Annotated in this window: 18 protein-coding genes; 3 read left to right on the top strand and 15 right to left on the bottom strand. The window is 37.1% G+C overall.

Going from position 1 to position 21,028, the window contains the following annotated elements:
• Window positions 1–162: 162 nt before the first annotated feature.
• The 12 genes from BKP35_RS11690 to BKP35_RS11635 all read right to left on the bottom strand — a co-directional run bounded on the left by BKP35_RS11690 (window position 163) and on the right by BKP35_RS11635 (window position 12,473).
• Window positions 163–819 carry a response regulator transcription factor gene (locus BKP35_RS11690; RefSeq protein ID WP_071313532.1) on the bottom strand — a complete coding sequence of 219 codons (657 nt, stop codon included), beginning with the start codon at window positions 817–819 and terminating at the stop codon, window positions 163–165.
• The gene (locus BKP35_RS11685) at window positions 794–2,689 is read right to left on the bottom strand and encodes a histidine kinase (RefSeq protein WP_071313531.1); all 1,896 of its coding nucleotides are present in this window, start codon (window positions 2,687–2,689) and stop codon (window positions 794–796) included. Before BKP35_RS11685 ends, BKP35_RS11690 begins: the two co-directional genes overlap by 26 nt.
• Before the next feature lies 1 nt (window position 2,690).
• Window positions 2,691–3,575, bottom strand: coding sequence for a substrate-binding domain-containing protein (locus BKP35_RS11680; RefSeq protein ID WP_071313530.1), 885 nt, complete (start codon window positions 3,573–3,575; stop codon window positions 2,691–2,693).
• A gap of 414 nt (window positions 3,576–3,989) precedes the next feature.
• Entirely contained in the window at window positions 3,990–5,129 is a 1,140-nt protein-coding gene (gene nrfD, locus BKP35_RS11675; protein WP_071313529.1) for an NrfD/PsrC family molybdoenzyme membrane anchor subunit, read from the bottom strand.
• 56 nt (window positions 5,130–5,185) lie between these two features.
• On the bottom strand, window positions 5,186–6,274 hold the full coding sequence (locus tag BKP35_RS11670; protein ID WP_071313528.1) for a 4Fe-4S dicluster domain-containing protein: 1,089 nt from the start codon (window positions 6,272–6,274) through the stop codon (window positions 5,186–5,188).
• A 35-nt stretch (window positions 6,275–6,309) separates the two neighbouring features.
• A complete protein-coding gene (locus BKP35_RS11665; protein WP_071313527.1) occupies window positions 6,310–6,942 on the bottom strand; it encodes a TorD/DmsD family molecular chaperone in 633 nt (210 codons plus the stop codon).
• A 39-nt stretch (window positions 6,943–6,981) separates the two neighbouring features.
• Window positions 6,982–7,671 (bottom strand): 4Fe-4S dicluster domain-containing protein, encoded by a 690-nt coding sequence (locus BKP35_RS11660; RefSeq protein WP_245741953.1) that lies wholly within the window; start codon window positions 7,669–7,671, stop codon window positions 6,982–6,984.
• A 32-nt stretch (window positions 7,672–7,703) separates the two neighbouring features.
• Entirely contained in the window at window positions 7,704–10,253 is a 2,550-nt protein-coding gene (locus BKP35_RS11655; RefSeq protein ID WP_071313526.1) for a molybdopterin-dependent oxidoreductase, read from the bottom strand.
• A gap of 204 nt (window positions 10,254–10,457) precedes the next feature.
• Window positions 10,458–10,628, bottom strand: coding sequence for a twin-arginine translocase TatA/TatE family subunit (gene tatA / locus BKP35_RS11650; protein WP_071313525.1), 171 nt, complete (start codon window positions 10,626–10,628; stop codon window positions 10,458–10,460).
• Window positions 10,629–11,008: 380 nt separating this feature from the next.
• Window positions 11,009–11,731: a glycerophosphodiester phosphodiesterase gene (locus BKP35_RS11645; protein ID WP_071313524.1), complete on the bottom strand. Its 723-nt coding sequence runs from the start codon at window positions 11,729–11,731 to the stop codon at window positions 11,009–11,011.
• 220 nt (window positions 11,732–11,951) lie between these two features.
• Window positions 11,952–12,221 carry a hypothetical protein gene (locus BKP35_RS11640; protein WP_139192865.1) on the bottom strand — a complete coding sequence of 90 codons (270 nt, stop codon included), beginning with the start codon at window positions 12,219–12,221 and terminating at the stop codon, window positions 11,952–11,954.
• Between the two features lie 51 nt (window positions 12,222–12,272).
• Window positions 12,273–12,473, bottom strand: coding sequence for a hypothetical protein (locus tag BKP35_RS11635; RefSeq protein ID WP_071313522.1), 201 nt, complete (start codon window positions 12,471–12,473; stop codon window positions 12,273–12,275).
• A gap of 315 nt (window positions 12,474–12,788) precedes the next feature.
• Between BKP35_RS11635 and BKP35_RS11630 the strand changes: the two genes are divergently transcribed.
• A complete protein-coding gene (locus tag BKP35_RS11630; protein ID WP_071313521.1) occupies window positions 12,789–13,775 on the top strand; it encodes a Gfo/Idh/MocA family protein in 987 nt (328 codons plus the stop codon).
• Between the two features lie 261 nt (window positions 13,776–14,036).
• On the opposite strand, the gene BKP35_RS11625 is transcribed toward BKP35_RS11630, so the two are convergent.
• On the bottom strand, window positions 14,037–14,801 hold the full coding sequence (locus BKP35_RS11625) for a Cof-type HAD-IIB family hydrolase (protein ID WP_071313520.1): 765 nt from the start codon (window positions 14,799–14,801) through the stop codon (window positions 14,037–14,039).
• 253 nt (window positions 14,802–15,054) lie between these two features.
• Between BKP35_RS11625 and BKP35_RS11620 the strand changes: the two genes are divergently transcribed.
• Window positions 15,055–16,578 (top strand): FAD-dependent oxidoreductase, encoded by a 1,524-nt coding sequence (locus BKP35_RS11620; protein ID WP_071313519.1) that lies wholly within the window; start codon window positions 15,055–15,057, stop codon window positions 16,576–16,578.
• Between the two features lie 143 nt (window positions 16,579–16,721).
• Here the strand turns inward: BKP35_RS11620 and BKP35_RS11615 are convergent, their stop codons facing one another.
• Together BKP35_RS11615 and BKP35_RS11610 are read right to left on the bottom strand one after the other, a co-directional pair.
• Window positions 16,722–17,414, bottom strand: a complete 693-nt coding sequence (locus BKP35_RS11615; RefSeq protein ID WP_071313518.1) for a lytic transglycosylase domain-containing protein — start codon at window positions 17,412–17,414, stop codon at window positions 16,722–16,724.
• A gap of 591 nt (window positions 17,415–18,005) precedes the next feature.
• Window positions 18,006–19,256 (bottom strand): cell wall-binding repeat-containing protein, encoded by a 1,251-nt coding sequence (locus BKP35_RS11610; RefSeq protein WP_071313607.1) that lies wholly within the window; start codon window positions 19,254–19,256, stop codon window positions 18,006–18,008.
• A 415-nt stretch (window positions 19,257–19,671) separates the two neighbouring features.
• On the opposite strand from BKP35_RS11610, the gene BKP35_RS11605 reads away from it, so the two are divergent.
• Window positions 19,672–21,027, top strand: coding sequence for a sodium-dependent transporter (locus BKP35_RS11605; protein ID WP_071313517.1), 1,356 nt, complete (start codon window positions 19,672–19,674; stop codon window positions 21,025–21,027).
• Window position 21,028: the final 1 nt, after the last annotated feature.

Raw genomic sequence — 21,028 nt, 5'->3', positions numbered from 1 at the left:
TGAAACAACTTTTTTAACGTAGTGGTTTTTTATTCGATTTCAATGAATTTCATAATTTATTTATTTCCGCCCCTAAGATCAATATATAGTTGCGTCAAAACCATTCGCAAACTATATATTGCGTGATGTGACTCATTTTTGGTGATTATGAAATTCACTCAATTAATCGAGGCTTGTTAATATATCATGCTTTAAGGCGTATCTAACTAAGCCTGATTTTTTCTTTGCACCAATTTTCTCCATGATCCTTGTTTTGTACGTATCAACCGTTTTAATGCTAATAAAAAGTTCTGTTGAGATTTCTTTTTGGGTATAGCCTAAAGCAATGAATTTCAAAACTTCTTTTTCTCTAGCACTTAATAAATCTACACTATCCTCAGCATCAGATTGCATTTCTGTTTCTTGTGATTTTGTATATAAACTTGGAATTAGTGTCGGATAAATGTAATGCTCACCTCTTACTACTGTTTGTATTGCAGTTACAAGCTCTGTATCCACGGCTCTTTTCAAAACGTAGCCTGAAGCCCCTACCTTCAAGCCTTCTTTTAAATATGCTTCATCTGAATACATCGTTAAAATTAATATTTTAATATTCGAGTTAACCTCTTTAATTGCTTTCGTTGCTTCAATCCCATCTTTCTCGGGCATATTGATATCCATAATGATAATATCAGGTTTGATCTCGAGAGCCTTTTCTATGGCCATTTTACCGTTTTCAGCTTCCGCAACTATTTCATAATTTGCTTCTGTTAATATTATATTTTTTAAGCCTGAACGAAAAACGGGATGATCATCAACTAGCATTATTTTGACCGTCAAGCAATTCTCCTCCTCCATCTTTTAAAGGAATTTTCACCATTATCGCTGTACCTTCTTCAAGTTCAGATTCGATATTTAAGGTCCCTCCTAATAATAAGACTCTTTCCTGCATCCCTCTTATTCCTAAGTTATACTTAGAAGGATCTTTATTTAACACGGCCTCAACATTAAAACCAATACCATCATCTTCAATAATGACAGAAATCATTGTTGAACTCTTCATTATTATAACGCTCACTGAGGTTGCTTTGGAATACTTCAATATATTCGTTAACGACTCTTGTACAACCCTAAAAATAGCAGTTTCTACCTCTGGTCTTAGTCTTTCTGTCCCAAAACCATTAATAATTAAATCGAAATCAGCAGGATACTTTTTCTTGAATTCTTCAATATATCGCTCAATAGCTACTTTCAACCCAAATTTGTCTAATATGCTCGGACGTAATTGCCAAGCTAAATCATGCACCTCTTCGATGGTATTATGGGTTAATTGTCTTAGTTTTGAAATCTCATTTTTCCTTACTTCCTCCGAAGGCGCTTCTTGTAGTACTTTTAACCCTAATAAAATCGACGAAAGTGAATGACTCGTTTCATCATGTAATTCTCTCGCAATTCGTTTTCGTTCTTCTTCCTGAACGGTCATTACTTTTTCAAAAAGCATTTGCCGAACTTTTTCTTTCTTTTTTAACTCTTGCCAAAGTTGAATATTTTCAATCGTGACTGAAAGTTGGTTGGCGACCGATTTTAATATATTCACAGAGTAAGGATCTAATTCTTTTGAGTTACAAATTTGAATTTTTCCTACATATTGCTCTTTTACTAAGAGAGGGAAAGTATTAGTCACTTTCGCCTGATCATTTTCACAAACACACTTTTGGTCTTCACGATCGTTATCATTCACTTCTACTAAACACTTTTCTTTACTATCAGAAATCGTTTCTACTTGGTTATTAATTTTGATTTGTATAAAAGCACTATTTAATGATAGTTCACGTACGAGATTTTCAATAAACTTTTGTAACACTGCCCTCAAATCTCCAACTGAGGTTATATTTGCAGATAGTATATTTAATAGTGTTAATTCACGATTTCTCGTTAAAATTTTATTATAATATTCCTCTTTTTCATTTTTTTCATTTTCAAGATTTCCTAACATCCAATTAAAAGAATTCGTTAGTTTTCCGATTTCATCATTAGGAAAATTGTTAATTCGCGGTGTCAAATCACCTTTTGCAACACGTTTCGTTAAGTCCACTAATTGAGTGATTGGCAAAGTAATAACTCGCGTTAGCCCTAAAACAATCACCACCGATAACATTAACACAAGTAGCATTGTGATGAACATTTGTGTCGTTACATCTTTCAAAGCTTGATTTAAAGAATCACTTCGTAATCCGACTCGAGCAGTTCCGCCAAGACCTTTTACGACCGGTACCGCTACGTCACGAATCGTACCTTTTTCAGATTCAAACAAAACTAAACTAACGATATCATCTTGATTTACATTATTTATATGTTTTAACTCTCTACTTAATTTATGGTTCTCATAAGTATGAACAATCGGTTTTCCTTGTTCATTTAAAATAAAAACATATTCAATATCTTTATTATTTTTTTTCGTATCGTTCACAAGCTTTTGCAGAGCATAAATATTATTAGTTAACAATAGATCACCGCTCTTTGCAGCTACATCACTACCGATTGACTTAACTCTCTCATCTAGTTGCTGCGAAAGTGTTTCAGTGATTGAGATTCGTATTGCAAATAAACTAATAATAGTTACTAAAAAAATAACCGCAAAAACCATGCCATAAATTTTTATGTGGATGGATACGCTAGAAAAGAAATTAATAGCCTTTTTTTTATACATATTAGTCACCCATTAAGTGTAAGACGTCTCTAATTGGTTGATAGTTTTCACGGTTAATCGGTACATACTCCTCAATCATTAACTCCTTTAAAATCTGTTGCCCAGTAGGAACTTCATTTAATGATAAAATAACACCTTTTATATCTTCTTTTAATTTAGGATCAGTTTTATGAGATACAACAATTGGCGGCGCACCTGCCCAAGGTCCCTTCTCGATGATTTTAATTTGCAACGCATCTTCATTTTCAATTTCTAATAACATGTCAAAAGTTATACCATCAACAGTAGCAGCATCAACAATGCCTTTTGCTACGGCACTTACTGAGTAATCATGACTATACGTAAAAAATGTATCTTCAAAAAATACGTCTGCAGTATAACCACGTTGATCAAGCATATCGAGCAATGCTAGCTTGCCTGTATAAGAGTATGGGTCTACAAAGGCAAACCTTTTGCCTTTTAGGTCATCGAGTGTATAAAATCCACTATTTTGATGAACAATCACATACGAACGGTAAAGGTCTTTTCCATCGATCTTAGTTGTCGCGATATCTTCCATATACCCTTCATTCGTACCAATAACATAGGATAATGAACAAATAAATGCTAAATCAACGTTTCCTTCTTTTAGTAATTGATTAACTTCATCATACGTTTGTTTTTGAATAATTGTAATGGGGCGTTCTAGTCGATATTCTAAATACTTAATTAAAAAATCATATTTATAACGTGTTTCTTCCGGTGATACAACCGAAGCAAAAGCGACACGAACGGTCTCAGCAGATTGTTCCGTCACAGTTTCTTCTACTACGTCAGGATCAACTAAAGGAATATACGTTCGTTCTACAGTTGAATCACACGCTAATAATCCGATGAAAAAAAGCAAGGTTATTACGAGCTTTTTTATAACAATCACTCCTTATTTACAGTATGCAAGTCTATCCACGATTGTACAATAATCACGAGTTGCGAGCGAACTAGCTTCTAGAAAAATAGGAAAACACTCATTTATTAGTTTACTGAGTGAATTTGATAATTACCTAAAACAAGCCATATCAAACTACATATAGTTACTTAATGGCGAAAATATTGAATTATGAAATTCATTAACTAATAACAATATACAGTTTTTATTGATTCTTATGTGGGAATTTATTTAATTGTCAATGAAGTTTTGAAATATATCCAAAAATATCCTTCTCTTATCGTTTAGTAAATTTATATTTTAGGGACGATAAAGAAAGCTGCTAATCATAATCTCAATGATTAACAGCTTTTCAAGGATTATAATTTTACTTCTTTAACCTGCTTTAGATGGCTTAACCTCTGTTACTTTTTCATCCTCATGGCCGTGGGTCTCAAGTGAGAACTTCTTCACACCATACATGTAGATTAGTACCGACCCAGCGATACCACCGGCAATAATTGCCCATTCTGTAAAAGTCGCTGTATATGTTGCTACTTCTCCAAAAGGTTGAACGAGCTGTCCACCCATGACAGTAATATACTTATCGACGAACATACCAATGAGAACGAACATTCCTGCTACAACTAATTTCATTGGCGTTCTGTTTTTCATTAGCATCACGATTGGAACGATAATCCCTAAAGCGATCACGACACCCCAGAAGACCGTTGAGTACATACCATTTAAAATAATCCCAAAGCTATCTGATCCGACATAAAACAGTGTGATCAAACGCCACAAGTGAAACCCTAAAGCTACAGCTAGTAGAATTGCCATCGCTTTTCCTAAATAACTTAGCACTTCTTGAAGACGATAACTCATTGTCTCTCTTGTAAATTTATACGTTAATACCGTTGCAATCATTAACGTTGCTATTCCTGTAATTAATGCCGATAGTACGAAGAACAACGGTAATGCTCCGCCGTACCATAACGGGCGAGTAACAACAGTTGCAAAGATCCCACCTAAAATACTCGTTGCTGCTACTGCTCCACATAGTGTGATGTACGAAGCAACTTTTACCGCTTTTTCGTTCCCTGTTTGAACCGAGAAAAATTCAAAAAGTAATACGACTACGTAAATACCGTAAGTAGCTCCCATCCACCACATTGGTGCTTGTAAATTAGGTGACGTAATAAAATAAATTGCTCGGTCAATTCTTCCTAAATCCATTGTAAGAACGACTAACGCTGGAATTAATACCGCTATCGCTAAATAAAGTGAGCGTTTACTAATGATTTCAAACCGCTCAAAACCTAATGCATGCCCGAACGTTGATACTAAACACATCCCACTAGCCGCTAACGCTAAAAATACATAAGCGACGATTAATATATTCCAAGGTACTTGGTCTGTGGACCCAAACAAAACTTGACCTTGAACTAACGTGTTTCCCATACTGAAAATACCAATAGCAAGAACGATACCAGCTATGATAACGATCGGTAAACCTTTTGCCGATTTGGCTGTCATGGTTTATTCCCTCCTTAAAGTGTAATTGGAAAATTTCCAATTAATCTTTTCTTTTTTTACCAATTGTGGAGAAGAATGTTTTTGCGTACTTGTTTTACATTACATTCATCACAATAAGTGTCATTCTCAAGCTTCACATCTCCACAACTAGGGCATTTATTTAACTTTTGCTCTTGAAGTACTGTTTTATTTTGTATTTCCTCAAAACAGATAGATTGTTTACTAATCTCTAAGCAAACATGCTCGCAAATATCACAGTCAATACAGTGTTGCGCCTGAAACGTTAAAGCTTTCATCTCTTCTGTTTCAACAATCTTTAGGGCACCTGTAGGACACACCGCGGAACACTTTTGACATAACTGACAGTTGCTTGTCACGTTGATGTTCACTACTCCAAGTTTTTTTGCCATCTTATCCGGTACTTTTCCGGACATGTTTTTTCTCTTCAAATAAGCTACTAAATATTTACGACGATCAGTTAATGAAAGTTTGTTTTTTATATTCGTAAAGTTATCGAAAGAGTCAAAGACAAGTGTCGCAACGTGCTCTTTCGATTTATCCTTTGTAAATGAAAACAACTCTCGCCTTGTTAACTTCCGTTTATTAGTGATTTTTTGCTCTGGATGAGAGATGATGTTGACGTTGCTTTTAAACACATCGCTTTTATTCCAATCATCGACCCAGTCTAAATTTCGTTCATGACTCCAATTTGATTTACACGTTTGACAAGTTTTTTCATTCCAAAAAATTTGCTTTTCTTTTCCGTATAAATCTGCAATCATTAGCATTTCAGGGGTTAGAGCTGAAATGCAAGGCAAGATTACATCTGTACTTCCATTTCCTTGTTCCTCACATGAAAAACATACCGTTTCATAACTTTGAATTTTTTGTTCGTATTTATAAAGCTGTTCATATTCATAGTACATTGCTTCCGTGGGGCAGACGTGAACACATAACTTACAATTAGAGCAATGATCATCTTTAAAGGATAATTGACCATCAACAATTTTTAATGCTGGTTGGGGGCAAATATCAACGCACGCGGAACATTGTGAGTGTTTATTTCGATTTCTCAAACATCGTGTTTCGCTCCAACGAACAAAGCTTTTATCGATCATCCGCTTCATTAACAACTTTTGCCACATACGTTTTTACCCCCTTCCTAAATTTTCAGTTTTAGTTAATTCATATTTGGTGCGGGATTTAACTCTTCACGTTCACTCATCACTGCTTTCGCAGTTACATCTACTAAAACTTTGTAAAAGTTTAAGTTTGCCCGTTTATGCACTTGCTCTTTAAAAGGTAACACCCATTTACTTAAGTGAGTATGAATAAACTTCGTTAATGTATGAAGGTACGTTAATTCGTTCGTTTGTACATATTGGAAATAAAGATAATATGCAAACTCAAGCTCTACTTTTATATGATCCGGAACATCTTTAAAATCATTTGAAATGGCGATACCTGCCTCTTGATACATTTGTTCAGCATAGCGAGTTGATTCCCCTTGTAGCTGACGACCACTTTCTAAATATACAGAGCTATACGGTGGTGCAAGCACATCGAAAGGACCGATAAATAATTTGGCGTGTTCTACTGCTAATGTTGTTAAAGCTTCATCTTCTGCCATAACGTTTTTAAATTCTTTCTCTAACTCTTCACCGTATGTGACAAGGTCTGGGTAAAGAGTTCGTAGACTATTTTTTAATGGTTCGAACAACTCCTCAAATCCTACATTTGGTTTATCAAATAACTCCGACAAAACCTTATATAGATTTGCCTTATGTTGAAAAACTCCTAAATTCTCTCCCATCCCTTAGTCACTTCCTCTTTTTAATAGTTTATATTTCTTTTAGAAACTTCTTAAATAAAATACTTTCGGTTTCGTACCTAAGTCTTCTCGTAACGTTTTATGATCATGTGTTAATAACTCATGAATTTTGTCGTTAGGATCATTTAAATCTCCTACATATCTCGCTTCAGCAGGACATCTACTTACACAGTATGGCTGCTCACCACGATCTAGTCGATGGTCACACATCTGACATTTTTCTACGATCCCACGGTAGCGAATTGCCTCGTAGTTAAAAGCACGCTCTGGGTTGTAATAAGGAACTTCTGTACCGATCTTTTCTTTAATTTCAGCTGGAGTTGCTGAAACATCATCGTACCAAGACTCTTGATCGTTCCAATATTGATGTGGATCTTTCTTGTTATAGGAAATTACTCCATAAGGACAAGATGCCATACATGCTTTACACCCGATACATTTATCGGCGTTGTGTAAAGTTAAACCATTCTCATCATCTTTATACATCGCTTTGACTGGACATGCTTTTACACATGGTGCGTTATCACAATGGTTACATAATGTCGGAATATACTCATATTTCACATTCGGGAATGTTCCTGTTGTCGTGTGAATATGGTGAGACCAGTTCATTCCTGTATCAGTATTATTTTCATTTTTACAAGCAACTGAACACGCTGCACAACCGATACATGATTGTAGATCAATTGTCATTGCATAATTTTTAGCCACAACCGTCACCTCCGTACGTTTTTAACGTTCTATTAAACTTTTTCGATTTTTATTCTTGTTTGTCCACCGTGTCTAGCACCACTTCCGCTTAATGCTTCATGAACAGGAGCTAAAATTGTATTATTGTTACCTCCACGGGCAATTTGTTTTTTGCGATCTAGTGAAGCGATATGGCCGTAAGCCCAGTGACCTTGGCCGTAACATTTTGTTACAACCCCTGGACGAGTTCCTTCCCAGAGCTTCGCTTTTACGGTAATTGTCCCTGTTGGGGATGTAATCTTGATCATATCCCCATTATTAATTCCTAACCTTTTTGCATCAATTGGATTAATTTTTGCCACATCATCCCACGCCTCATCACCAGGATCAGCATCTTTAAATTCTTGATACCACGAACAGTTTGCTGAACGTGCTTCCCGATTTAATTTCGAACGGTGATCACTGAAAATAAACGGATATTCACTTTCGTCACCAACGCGATAAGCTGGCTCATAGTGTGGAACAAACGCTAGTTCTCCACGAGCAGTGTAATTCGTCGCTTCCATTACTTTATCAACATTCGTGTTATGATTTTCAGCATGCGTCGTTAATGCCTTTTTCAATGTTTCACTGTAAAACTCAAAATCGCCAGTCTCAGTTCCCCAATTACCATTCCACTTTTGACGGAAACGATAAGGAATAGAGTTCCACGTACCAATTCTTAAAAACTCATCCCAACCATTGATTACGTCACCTTTCTTTTCTATTGAAGGATCCCATAACGGCTGTGTATACATTTTCGTAGCAATCTCATTAAATTCAAGACCATTTTCAGGGTGTTTTCCAGTTTCAGGATCTCTAAACTCGTTTCTCAAATAATCTATTAAGTTAGAAAAACCTTTTCTTTCTAACGCTTCACCTAACATCCATGGAACTTCTGTTTCGTCAATTTTTACGTCAAACGGCGATTCGATTACCCCAGTTTGCATATGAACATGTCTGTATAAGTTACCATTACTTCCGCGAACTGGACTTAATCGTTCGAACATTGCGTGCGGGACAGGTAAAATAATATCTGCAAAATGTGTTTGTTCAGCTGGGTGTAAAGTCATATGAACCATAAATGGTAGTTTCGCTAACGCTTCGTCCCAACGGTCTGAGCCTTGATTACTATAATTGAAATTCGTCCAGTAACTCATCACGACTTTTAGTCCATATGGGTCATCGTTTAAAATAGAGTCTGCAGTTGTGTTCGTTGGCTTTATTCCCCCAGGTCTTCCAGAGTTCATAGCTGGCATTTCTAATTTTCGACCACCAAAGTCAGCTCGTGGCATGTTGTTTCCCTTTTCTGCAATTTCATCAACGTAAGCATCAATGCTAGGCCAACTATTGACAGGAGCACTTTCTCCACCACAAATAACTAAAGTATCCGCTGAGCCCACTAAGCCATTTAAAGCTGCCATCGCTTGTGCTGTATAACCACCACGAACAACCATATTAGAACCTGGAGACATGAACGAAATTGCCTTTGGTGCTGCACGACCGAAGTCTCTAGCGACACGATAAATTTGCTCAGCAGGAATTCCACTTCTTTCAGCTGCCCACTCAGGCGTTGCATCTTTCAATGCAATGTTCCACCATTTTACTAATCCATATGTTTGAATTTCTTCAAAGTCATCTTCACTAACTGTGCGTCCTTCAACGAATTTATTTTTACCATCTTTAAAATCACCGACAAACGGTTTATACCATAACTCTTCCGTTAATAATACGTGAGCAATTGCTATAGCTAAAGCTCCGTCTTCACCTGGAATAACCGGTAACCATTCATCTGCTTTGGCTGCTGTTGTCGATAACCTTGGATCTACTACTGCAATTTTCGCTTGATCTTTTAACTTACCAAAAATACTTGCTGTATGCGGAACTTGGCGGTTGGAAGCAATAGGATCAGCTCCCCATAAAATTTCATAAAAAGCATTTTCATGATCATAGTCCGCATAACCCCAATAAGCTTCTGTGTAATAGCGGCCATGCTTTTCTGTTTCTGCACAAATCGATGAGTGAGAAACATTATTTGGTGAACCGATAATCTTCGGCATATTTCCATATAAAATTCCGTTTAAAGCTGTATAACGCCCACGCCACACTGAAAACTTATGAGTTTCGTTATTATCACGAAGCTCCATTATCTTATCGGCAATCGTATCCATTGCTTCTTCCCAAGAAATTGGTATAAACCCTGGATCTTCATCTCTCCCCTTTTTCGGATTTGTTCTTTTCATGGGTTGTTTTACACGATCCGGATCATACACTTGTTGAAGCGCAATATGCGAACGAACACATGAATGACCATGATTTGCTTTTGCATGAGGATTCCCTCTTACTTTTGTTGCGCGACCATTAATTATATAAACTTGAACGGCACACCAAGCAGTACAGCCTTGACAAACACTTGCTTTCCATTCACCTTGTGGTTCATTTTTTGATGAGGCCTCCGTGCTTTTGGTAAAAGCATTTAAAGCTGGTTTTGTTTGTGTCGCCCCAGCTACGAAAAGTCCACTAGCGGCTGAAATTTTTAAGAAATTTCTTCTATTTACTTTCACAAGTTCCACCTCCATATAATGATGCTTTCGCTCTATAATTGATTTTTTTGTATTAGCATTTCTTTTCTATTTATTGATGCTTTCTAACTAGTTATCTGGTAAAATGAAATTGAATATTTTTTTAAATTTTTGTTGTTAATCATTGGCGTGATTAACATTTTTTTTTGCGGTTGACGATGAATTTTGTGTTTTAAATATTAAATTTTATTTTCTATCTCCTTCATCATCTGCTGTTAATTCTTTAGTAGACTTCTTAAATTCTTTTAAAGTGTCACCTACGGCTCTACCCATTTCCGGTAGCTTTTTCGGGCCAAAAATTATAAGTGCGATAACTAAGATCAAAATCAACCCTGGAATTCCGATGTTTGTTAACATATTAGTTCCTCCTTAGCAAACTATTAATTTTGTCTTCTTTCGCCTCCTTTTCTTAATACATGTTAAATGTAACATTTCTGTCGATGTCTTTGTGAAATATTTCACAAAGAACATAAAACTTTCAACTTATTGGAAAGCTTTTCTGGTTTATTGCTCTTTGTTGCTGTTTGTTAACTTTATTTTGCAACACTTGTGATATTCTTCACTATCAGAAAAACGTGTACATCTTGTAGGGAAAAAACGTAATTGTGTATAAAAAAATCCCTACACTTTAAAATGTTGATAATTCAACGTTTTTTAGTGTAGGGATTTTATATTTTCATAAGTGTGCACCCATTTTCACAAATACTTCATAATTCAAGAGCGGTCAATTGGACCTTTTAAACGTGTGAACTTAAAACTCGCTCTGGATAATTCGTACAAATCTCTATTTTTTTAGATAGTTGTTTCACGAAATTTATCTCTCCCAAAGTATTTGGTGTCCAGACAACGAGCTTTCTCCCGCTATTTAAATGGTGATCAACAATCGATGGAGTTAAAAACCTAAACGACATGGAAACTGTATTTGCTTTTATGTATTGTAATTGTTCGTCTAGTAACGGCGGATTCCCCTCGATAATTAAACCTATTTCTATATTTGAAGTTACCTGCCTAACTTGCTTTAGTTTTTCATGATTAAAAGATGTAATGATGACTTCATTCTCCATTTGAAACTTCTCTACTAACCGTACAACCTTTTCAGCTAAGCCCCGGTACATATCACCTGCCGTTTTCAGTTCAAGATTCAACCTTTTTCGCCCTTTGCTAAGTTCGAGAGCCTCTTCTAATGTCGGGATTTTTTCGGCTTTGAATTTTGGAGAAAACCATGAACCAGCATCTAATTTTCGTAACTCATTTAATGTTAATTCTTTAACGAGACCCGTTCCATTTGTTGTACGATCCACGTGAAAGTCATGAATAATGACAGGTACTCCATCTTTTGTAAGTTGTACATCGATTTCAATTGAATGGATCCAGTCTTCGTCGACAGCTAATTTTATTGCAGCTAACGTATTTTCCGGTGCTCGGCTCGACCATCCACGGTGTGCCATGATCGGGTTCATGTTATCAGCTCCTCATTTAATTTTTAAAATAAATCAAAACTACCATGGACGCTTTCCCACTTGCCAACTACCTAACTAACTAACCAACCAACTAACCATAAAAAAGATGCCCCGAAAACAAAGCTCAGCAGAGATTTAAATAAAGACTGTTGAACTAACTCGTCTCTATTTAGCACTGATGACTAGATCTTTGCTACAGAACATCTTTTAAAGGTTAATCTTATAATTCATCCATATGACGTAATACAGTATTAATATTATCGCCTACTTCATAGTCGACTTCGACGATCATATTTTGAGAGGCTGGGTTTACGCCTACATAACCTCTTTCAATCGTACCTTCATTAAAATCAATAAAACCAAACCTATCACCAAATTCATAGTCATGGTCTGTTAGAAATTCAAAACTGCCCACTTCAAACGTATTTTGAATTTGCACATGCTCTTCTGGAGATGCAACACTAATCGCGTATAGTTTCACATCTTTCAATTCATTATTTGCATACTTTTCCAGCTCAACTAGCTGTTGAATACAAACAATTCAGTTAGGGCCCGTGAAATATGCATAAATCGTTTTTCCGTCCGGAGAAATGTTAACCGTATTACCTTCTGTATCTAATAATTCAATGTTAAAATCCCCTGTGTCATAAAATTCAATATTAGCTGCTCCATCGTCTGAACCACAAGCTGCGATGAAAACGATTAAAGCAAGAAGAACAACTGCTAATAGTTTCTGTTTCATAATTTTCCTCCCTCTTTTATATGATAACTATGCAATTATTCTACCTTACTTTTCGTTAGTTGTAACTACCATTTTGAAAGTGTCATTAATTAGCCAAAAGCGAGAGATTTTTCTTCAGGAGCGATATGGTATTCAGGTCGCCAATGATTTTTTGCAATTTTATCTTTTATTTTTTCAATATTTTCGTTTGCCTTTTTGATATTTTGTTGATGTTGGTTGACGAGGCTAGCATACTTATTGGATAACCGCTAAAATGAAAATGGTAACTATACGTTTAAAAAGATCACTACTTAAGTGCACAAGGAGCTGATGAAAATGACAAAGAAAGTAATACATATTGGCATAATAGGACTAGGAGCTGTTGGCGAGCGCTTAATGAAAATTTTTGCTGAGCGTGATGATATTGTTGTGTCAGCATTTTGTGACACTTCTCGTAAGCGCTTAGAAGAGATGTCTCATACATACGGAGTGGAAGCAACTTATGAAGATTATCGACAATTGTTAAGTTTCGATGAGCTTGATGCCGTTTATGTTGCAGTTCCCCCTAAGTTTCATGAGGAAGTTGTATTAGCAGCGATAGCATCTGGAAAGCACATTTTATGTGAAAAGCCGTTAGCAAACTCGGTGGAAGAAGCGGAACGAATGTTACAGGCGGTTGAAAAAAGTGGACTCGTTCATGCGATGCATTTCCCTTTAAATTATCAAGCGAGTTTGCAACAGTTTGAACGATTAATTAGTGATGGGTATGTAGGTGATTTACGTCGTATTAATTTAATAATGCACTTCCCACATTGGCCACGTCTTTGGCAACAAAGTGACTGGGTAGCCGGTCGCGAGCAAGGCGGCTACGTTTTAGAAGTTGGTGTCCACTGGATCCAAGCTACACAACGAATTTTTGGCCCAATTTCCGAAGTACGTTCTCAGTTACAGTTTCCTGATGACCCAGCGTTGTGCGAAAACGGGATTATTGCAGAAATGAAACTGGCAGATGGAACTTCGGTGCTCATTGATGGTTTAGCTAACATCGGTGGTGAAGAGCATCTTGAATTTGCTGTTTACGGAAGCGAAGGTACGATTAAGCTTTGCAATTGGCGTCAGCTACTCGGTGCTAAAACAGGTAACGTTTTAGCAGAGTTGGAAGTCGCTGAGGCGAACGGAAATACTCTAGTATCAGAGTTTGTGAAAGCTGTGAACGGTGAAACGGCCGAGTTGTACGATTTTTCCATTGGCTATGAAGCGCAAAAAGTACTTGAAGCGTTACGCCACCCTAAAGAAGCTGGATGGCAAAAGCTTGGCAATTGATAGACAGTAGTTTTAAAAGCGCGAGCAAATCGACAATTTACAGATCATTGTTAAAGTAAGGGCTGTCTCATAAGTGGTTGACACTTCATTTTGAGACACCCCTAATTAGTTTGTGGAATTTTTGCTCAATAATGCTGAACGGTGATATAGCACAGTTTAAATTAAATGCCCGTACTGCAACTCATTACAATACGGGCGCTTTTAACATCACAGAGGAACTTCCAACAATTTTTAATTTTCAATTTTCAATTCCTAATAGCGCTATTTCAACAAACCGACTAACTTCAAGCCGTGCTCGATTCCATCCTCATCAACATGCTTCGTTACATGCTTAGCAGATGCTTTCACCTTTTCATGGGCATTCCCCATCGCAATGCTATTCTCAACAAAACTCAACATTTCAATATCGTTAAGCCCATCACCAAACGCATACACTTGATCACTAGCTAACCCTAAATGACGAATGACATGCTCAATACCTTTTGCTTTTGAGCCACCAGCTGGCAAAATGTCCGTAGATACAGGGTGCCACCGAATAAAATGAAACTGATCAAAGGTATCGACATAATGTTTTTCTACCCCATCTTCAACAAAAAGAAGCGTTTGATAAATTTCGCGATCGTTCACGTAGCCCGGATCAAACTTCGGGTGATCGAACTTTAATGTGCCAATGCTCTCTTCGATATTTGAATGGTGCTCAATGTTTGCCTTCATATCTTCATGATCCATAAACACTAATGCATGTTCATTTTTTTCTGCATATTCCATCAATGATTTTAACGTTTCTTTATGAAGAGGATTTTTATAAATCACTTCACCTTCAGCAACAACGTATTGTCCGTTAAAACTGACAAACGTATCGATTCCTAGTTCTTCACGTAACTCTTTAAACATAAATGGCGCACGCCCTGTAGCAATAGCTACTTTGTGCCCACTAGTTTTTAACTGTTCAATTGCCTTCTTCGTTGAGGCAGGTAATTGTTTATCTTCATTTAGAAGTGTTCCGTCAATATCGAAAAAAATCATGCTATCTACCACCTTTTAAACGTATTTTTTTATTTTACATCTACCACTAAAAAGAATCCACCGATTTTTCTAACATTGGAGTGCATTTCATAATCACCTAAAATGAGCCATATCAGCCTATATGTAGTGCGAGAGGTTTAACGCAACTAAATATAAATATTTAATGGCGACAATATTGAATTATGAAATTCATTAATTGTTTTTTAATTTTAGGAAAAAATAGCCCTGTAACTATAATTTGGAGGATATAACTATGACAAATATGCATTGGCCACAATTTCCAGACCCTTATTGGCATCAAAAGTTAACACTTCCTTCCTTCCCACCTTTAAACGAAGATATGACGACCAACGTGACGATCATCGGTGCAGGAATAAGCGGGATTACCGCCGGTTACTTACTTTCACTTGAAGGTATAAAAGTGACAATAATTGATGCTGGCTCTATTTTAAACGGAACGACAGGACATACTACAGCAAAAATCACTTCCCAGCACGGACTCATTTACGATGAGTTTATCAATCACTTTGGTGAAGAGAAGGCAAAAATGTATTATAATGCCACAGACTCGGCCCGCGCTTTTATTAAAAATACGATTGGTCAACTGAACATTGATTGCGACTATGAAGAGCACGATGCCTACATTTATACGAACAGTGATCAAGAGTTAAGTAAACTTGATAATGAAGCAAGAGCTTATGAAAAATTGAAAATCCCTGGTGATACTGTAGACAGTATGCCATTCAAGCAACTTCCGATGAAAAAAGCGTTGGTTATGAAACGTCAAGCTCAATTCCATCCGTTAAAATATTTACTTCGACTCGTTGAAACTATTCAACAAAACGGTGGACAAATTTTTGAAAATACGACAGCGGTTGATCTTGAACAGGGAGCTCAACCGAAAGTAATGACCCGTAATGGAAAAACGATCACGAGCAAACAAGTGATTTGCTGTTCACATTACCCGTTTTACGATGCTGCTGGCTTTTACTTTTCAAAAATGTACCAAGAACGTTCTTACGTAGTTGCTGTAAAAAGTGATGAACCATATCCTGGTGGCATGTATTTAAGCGCTGAATCGCCAACGCGGTCTGTTCGCTCAACACCAATCGGCACAAGTAACTTACTTCTCCTCGGCGGCGAAAGTCATAAAGTAGGCCACGGGATAAATACGATGCAGCATTATGAAGCACTTGCTGATTTTGGCAAGGAAGTGCTCGGATTGACAGACATTCATTACCGCTGGTCAGCACAAGACATTTATACATTAGATAAAATTCCATACATCGGCCATTTTACATCTAGCTCTAAAAATATTTATATTGCGACAGGCTATCGTAAATGGGGCATGACGAACGGAACAGCTGCTGGAATGGTGTTATCAGATTTAATCACGAAAGGGACCAGCCCTTACGAATCACTATATACACCACAACGTTTCCACGCTGATCCTGATGTAAAAAGATTTCTTGAGCATAATGCCGACGTTGCCTATCAATTTGTTAAAGGCAAATTTAGTATGGACGACAAGCATCCTGAAGATATTGCCAACGGTGAAGGAGCTTACGTTAAAATGAACAGCCAAAAGTGCGGTGCTTATCGTGATGAAGATGGCGAACTTCACGTTGTTGATGCGACTTGCCGCCATTTAGGCTGTGAAGTCGAATGGAATGACGGTGAAAAATCTTGGGATTGTCCATGTCACGGCTCTCGGTATTCCATTGATGGTGATATTATAGAAGGACCAACAGAATCACCTCTGGATAAAGTAGAATAAAAACAAGTGCATTCTCTACCTTTTAGGTGGAGAAATGCACTTGTTTTTTGGGCATCTAACTAAGTTACCGAATAGTGTCCACTGGAGACGGACAAATTGGCCAAATGTCCACGGGCGGTGTCAGACACCAAAATGGTGACAACCTAATTCATGGCAACCATTTCAAGGCGTTTGGCTTTTTCTTGAATTTCTTCTGAATACCAACTTTTGGCAGTCCCTTGATTATTTTTAAACTGCTCAAGGCCGTACATTCCGCGATGATAGGCCGTTAATGCATGGTCCCAATCTCCGTAACGGTCGTATAAGAAGTCTAAATAAACAGTAGCTAATTCGATAGAGTAATATGGATTGAATAATAAGTCTTTTTCATAGGGCAAATCTGCCATGCCCGCTATCCAAGGGCCTGTATTTTCCATGAATTGTGTTAACCCGTAGGCACGACCAAACCTCGTTTGCGGCCCAACCGTATCTTCATCAAACGTTCCACCTGTTTCAACTCTAATTAGTTCAAATAAAATGTACGGATCGATGGAACGCTCTTTTGCTTTTTCAGCTAAAAACAAGCCCCATTCTTCCGGGAAACGGCCATCACTTTCATCATAAAATTTTGCAGCAAGTCTCTTAGAATCTTCCCATGAATAATAAGAAGTCTCGACAGGCTCAGTTAGACCATCCAGCGAGACGATTTGTTTAATTTCTTCTACTTCGACATACATCTCTTCATTTTCTTCTATTAAAATAGTTAACTCATCTTGTAGCTTATTGTTTTCAACCACAATATATACGCACACAACAACTAAGCAAAGAATCGTTACTACTTTCAGTTTTCCTAGCATTTTTCTGCACTCCTTAGTGATTTAACACAGCTTGGCTTTCACTAAATAAAAATTGCTCTAGTGGTTGCAAAGTAGCAATACTATTTTAGTACATATTCACTTTGCGAAGCCTTAGTTTTAAAGTATTAAAAATATATTTTGTCAAAATGACTTTTGAAGCATACCAAAAGAACACTAATAAATACAAACATTAGCATTTGCGTAATTCAGCAATATATAGGCACTAGCCATAATGAAAACACTTCCATCGGTCTTGTACGTGCAAAACCTCAATTAGACTCACTTTTAGCAGAGTTTCCGAGGGTAATCCTGCAAAAATTCATAAAAACCGCCAAATTATTGGGGAGTTTTGCCAGTTCATCCCCTCACATCACAAAATTTTTAGAAAAAATCTCTATAAATATTCACCCAGAAACGAAAAAATTCGAAGGAACTCAACAATGAGCTCCTCCGAATCAAATCAACTATTATAGACAATATTGTTTATCTTTAAGTGAAATTATATTAGGTTTAAACATTTTGTATACAGAAATATCAAATCATATTATGTGTATATTATTCATTTGTGGAAATTTGTATATCCCTCACATTTTAGTGCCCATGCGCACCGTGATCTCCATGTCCACCACCACTAGCAGGAACAATTTCGAGCATTTCATCAATATAACCTTGAACATTAAATGGAACTAATTTTTCACCACCAATTAAATAAGCGTGGTTATATGGACCTTCTGTCGGCTCGTTTTCAAATGTAGGTTTTAATTGCTCTAGGTACATGTGCATTTCTTCTGTGAATTTACCTTCATCTAACCAAACCATTGGGGCATGTTTTCCTAAATGAGCGAATGGCGCTGCTGTAATTGCTAGCTCTGGAAATTCGGTAGAAACCATCACTAATCCGTGACCTGGACTAACAACTTCCCAACCAAAGTTTGTGTCATGATCTCTAAACTTGGCAAATTCAACCGCTAACTCTGCTGGCGTTTCCCCGGAAATACGAGTAACATCACCGTATTGAGTTAACTTTTCTACTACTTCATTAGAAATGACGCTTTCTGGTCCAACAACATAAATTGCCGCTGTACCCGCTCGCTTTTCTAATGCTGTGACTGTCGCTTCAGGAATTTCTGTTTCTGTTACGTAAAGTAAAGGTTCATCCATATGAGTAATCCAACTTCCCCCAGGAATCGTGAATTTTTTCCCCTTTTCCTCCATTGAGCCGATAATTACACTGTTTGGAGTGTTGTTCGTCAGTTCACCATAAATCCGATCTATTTCATATGCAAATGCCGCAGCCTCTTCTACCTCAACGACCACTACTTCATAATCGCTCAGTTTATCTAGCTCTCCAACGTTTAAGCTGCCCATGACCATAATTTGTGTTCCTTCTACATTTCCTTTCGGATGTAGACGATCAATTTCAGCTAAAATCGAATCAGGGATGGCACCATTATCAGTAAATAATAACGGACCGTCATTCGGATGATGCACTAAGTTTAAACTCGCTAACGCTAGCTGCCAATTTTCATATGGAGCAAGCATAATTGTACCTGGTTGATTTGCTTCATGTGTTGCTGGCCAAATCATCTGTGACGTCATCACCGATACTTCAAATGCATCATTACTATTTAAACGTGTAACATTTTTCGTATTTAAGTGAAGTAATCCTCCCAAACTATTTGAAAGTTCCTCCTCACTACCTGTCACATCGTCAGCCTCTTTTTCTGGCGTTTCGTTATTGTTCACTACCTCACTAGTGTTTTCTTCACCAGGGTCACTTGCACACCCGATAATAAAACTAATCGTAAAAACGAACATCAATAATATAAGTATGTTTTTCATCTTAAACAATTTATTTCCTCCTATTCATTATCAATTAATCATAATTATAAATAAGAATTATGAAGAAACTTTGAAGAAAAAATGTAGAAAATGCGTCATGGATGAAAAATACCTTTTTTCTTATACAAAACGCTCATGAAAATAATCGTCACCATCTAATATGTAAAAGAACGAGCAATCTCCCTCTCTTCGCTTTAAACTTCTAGCGAATTTTAGAGGCTCGTTCAGGAAATTACTCGTTCTTTTTTTCATACAAAAATGTACGAAGAATCAGTAAATCCAAGTAATTATTAATGTCCATATATTATTGGAAAAAATTAATAAGATTTTATCATAAAAATATATAGAAATATCTGAACAATATGTTATAGTATATCTACTATATCGGTTTAACGGTTTAAAGGAGGAAATTTTTGTGAATCAGAATCAAAATAGTCGCGAACAATGGGGGTCTCGGCTAGGCTTTATATTAGCCTCAATGGGGTCAGCGGTAGGATTAGGTAACATTTGGCGTTTTTCATACGTCACTGGTGATAACGGTGGAGCTGCATTTTTACTCATTTATTTATTATGTATTATTGCCATTGGAATCCCAGTATTAATGGCTGAATTTACGATCGGTAGACGAGCTCAAAGTGATGTCGTAGGCTCGTTCTCCTCAGTTGCCCCTGGTAAGCCTTGGGTCATTGCAGGATTTTTAGGAGTTGCTTCAGCATTTATTATTTTATCATTTTATGGAGTGATCGCCGGTTGGACGGTTAAATATTTCACGAGCTATTTAACAGGTGGGATTTCAACTGATGGGGACGGTGGAACATATGAAGTTTTCGTCAATTTTATTTCGAGTCCTATCCAGCCAATTTTATGGCAGTTTCTTTTCATGGCTCTAACGATCGGAGTAGTCTTTAACGGTGTTAAAAAAGGAATTGAAACAACGAATAAAATTTTAATGCCACTCCTTGCTATTTTAGTGATCATCCTTGCTGGATATAGTTTAACTTTAGGTGGTGCTGGAGAAGCAATGGCATTTTTATTCTCTCCAGACTGGAGTGCACTAAAAGATCCTAACGTTTATCTAGCAGCGCTTGGACAAGCCTTTTTCTCATTAAGTCTAGGAATGGGAGCACTAATTACGTACGGTAGTTACTTATCAAAAAAAGAAAAACTACCTAGCGCCGCTGTAAGTGTCGCTGGACTAGATACAGTCTTTGCGTTACTAGCGGGATTAATGATTTTCCCAGCTGTTTTTGCATTTGGGATTGCCCCTGACTCTGGACCAGGGCTTGTTTTCATTACGTTGCCAGAAATTTTTAACGAAATGGCTTTAGGGACTCTGTTCGGGTTACTTTTCTTCTTTTTACTAGCGGCCGCAGCCCTTTCATCAGCTGTTTCTTTACTTGAAGTTGCTGTAGCTTATTTCATGAGAAGATTTAATTGGTCGAGACAAAAAGCGGCAATCATCGTTGGCGGAATTATTTTCTTCATCGGTGTACCATCGTCTTTAAGTCAGGGAGTATGGGCTGACATTACCTTCTTCGGTAACGACATCCTTGATAGTATGGACTTTATTGCATCGAACATTTTCCTTCCACTCGGTGGATTAATGATTGCTTTATTTATCGGTTGGGGCTGGAAAAAGTCAGAAGCACTTGAAGCTTCAAACTTCGGAGATTCTCCAATCGGTCATGCTTGGATCTTTGTGCTAAGATTTATAGCACCGATTGCAATTTTCGTTATATTTTTAACCGCAGTAGGAGTTATTAAGATCTAAG

The sequence above is a fragment of the Anaerobacillus arseniciselenatis genome (assembly GCF_001865995.1).
Taxonomy (GTDB): Bacteria; Bacillota; Bacilli; order Bacillales; family Anaerobacillaceae; genus Anaerobacillus; species Anaerobacillus arseniciselenatis.
This window is presented reverse-complemented; position numbering and strand designations above follow the sequence as displayed.

Excerpts from the sequence above, each read along its gene's own strand:
- BKP35_RS11645 (WP_071313524.1), bottom strand. The coding sequence starts at position 11,731 with ATGAACCCGATCATGGCACACCGTGGATGGTCGAGCCGAGCACCGGAA.
- BKP35_RS11665 (WP_071313527.1), bottom strand. The coding sequence starts at position 6,942 with ATGGGAGAGAATTTAGGAGTTTTTCAACATAAGGCAAATCTATATAAG.
- BKP35_RS11615 (WP_071313518.1), bottom strand. The coding sequence starts at position 17,414 with ATGCTAGGAAAACTGAAAGTAGTAACGATTCTTTGCTTAGTTGTTGTG.
- tatA (WP_071313525.1), bottom strand. The coding sequence starts at position 10,628 with ATGTTAACAAACATCGGAATTCCAGGGTTGATTTTGATCTTAGTTATC.
- BKP35_RS11625 (WP_071313520.1), bottom strand. The coding sequence starts at position 14,801 with ATGATTTTTTTCGATATTGACGGAACACTTCTAAATGAAGATAAACAA.
- BKP35_RS11610 (WP_071313607.1), bottom strand. The coding sequence starts at position 19,256 with ATGAAAAACATACTTATATTATTGATGTTCGTTTTTACGATTAGTTTT.
- nrfD (WP_071313529.1), bottom strand. The coding sequence starts at position 5,129 with ATGACAGCCAAATCGGCAAAAGGTTTACCGATCGTTATCATAGCTGGT.
- BKP35_RS11635 (WP_071313522.1), bottom strand. The coding sequence starts at position 12,473 with ATGAAACAGAAACTATTAGCAGTTGTTCTTCTTGCTTTAATCGTTTTC.
- BKP35_RS11685 (WP_071313531.1), bottom strand. The coding sequence starts at position 2,689 with ATGTATAAAAAAAAGGCTATTAATTTCTTTTCTAGCGTATCCATCCAC.
- BKP35_RS11670 (WP_071313528.1), bottom strand. The coding sequence starts at position 6,274 with ATGTGGCAAAAGTTGTTAATGAAGCGGATGATCGATAAAAGCTTTGTT.
- BKP35_RS11620 (WP_071313519.1), top strand. The coding sequence starts at position 15,055 with ATGACAAATATGCATTGGCCACAATTTCCAGACCCTTATTGGCATCAA.
- BKP35_RS11630 (WP_071313521.1), top strand. The coding sequence starts at position 12,789 with ATGACAAAGAAAGTAATACATATTGGCATAATAGGACTAGGAGCTGTT.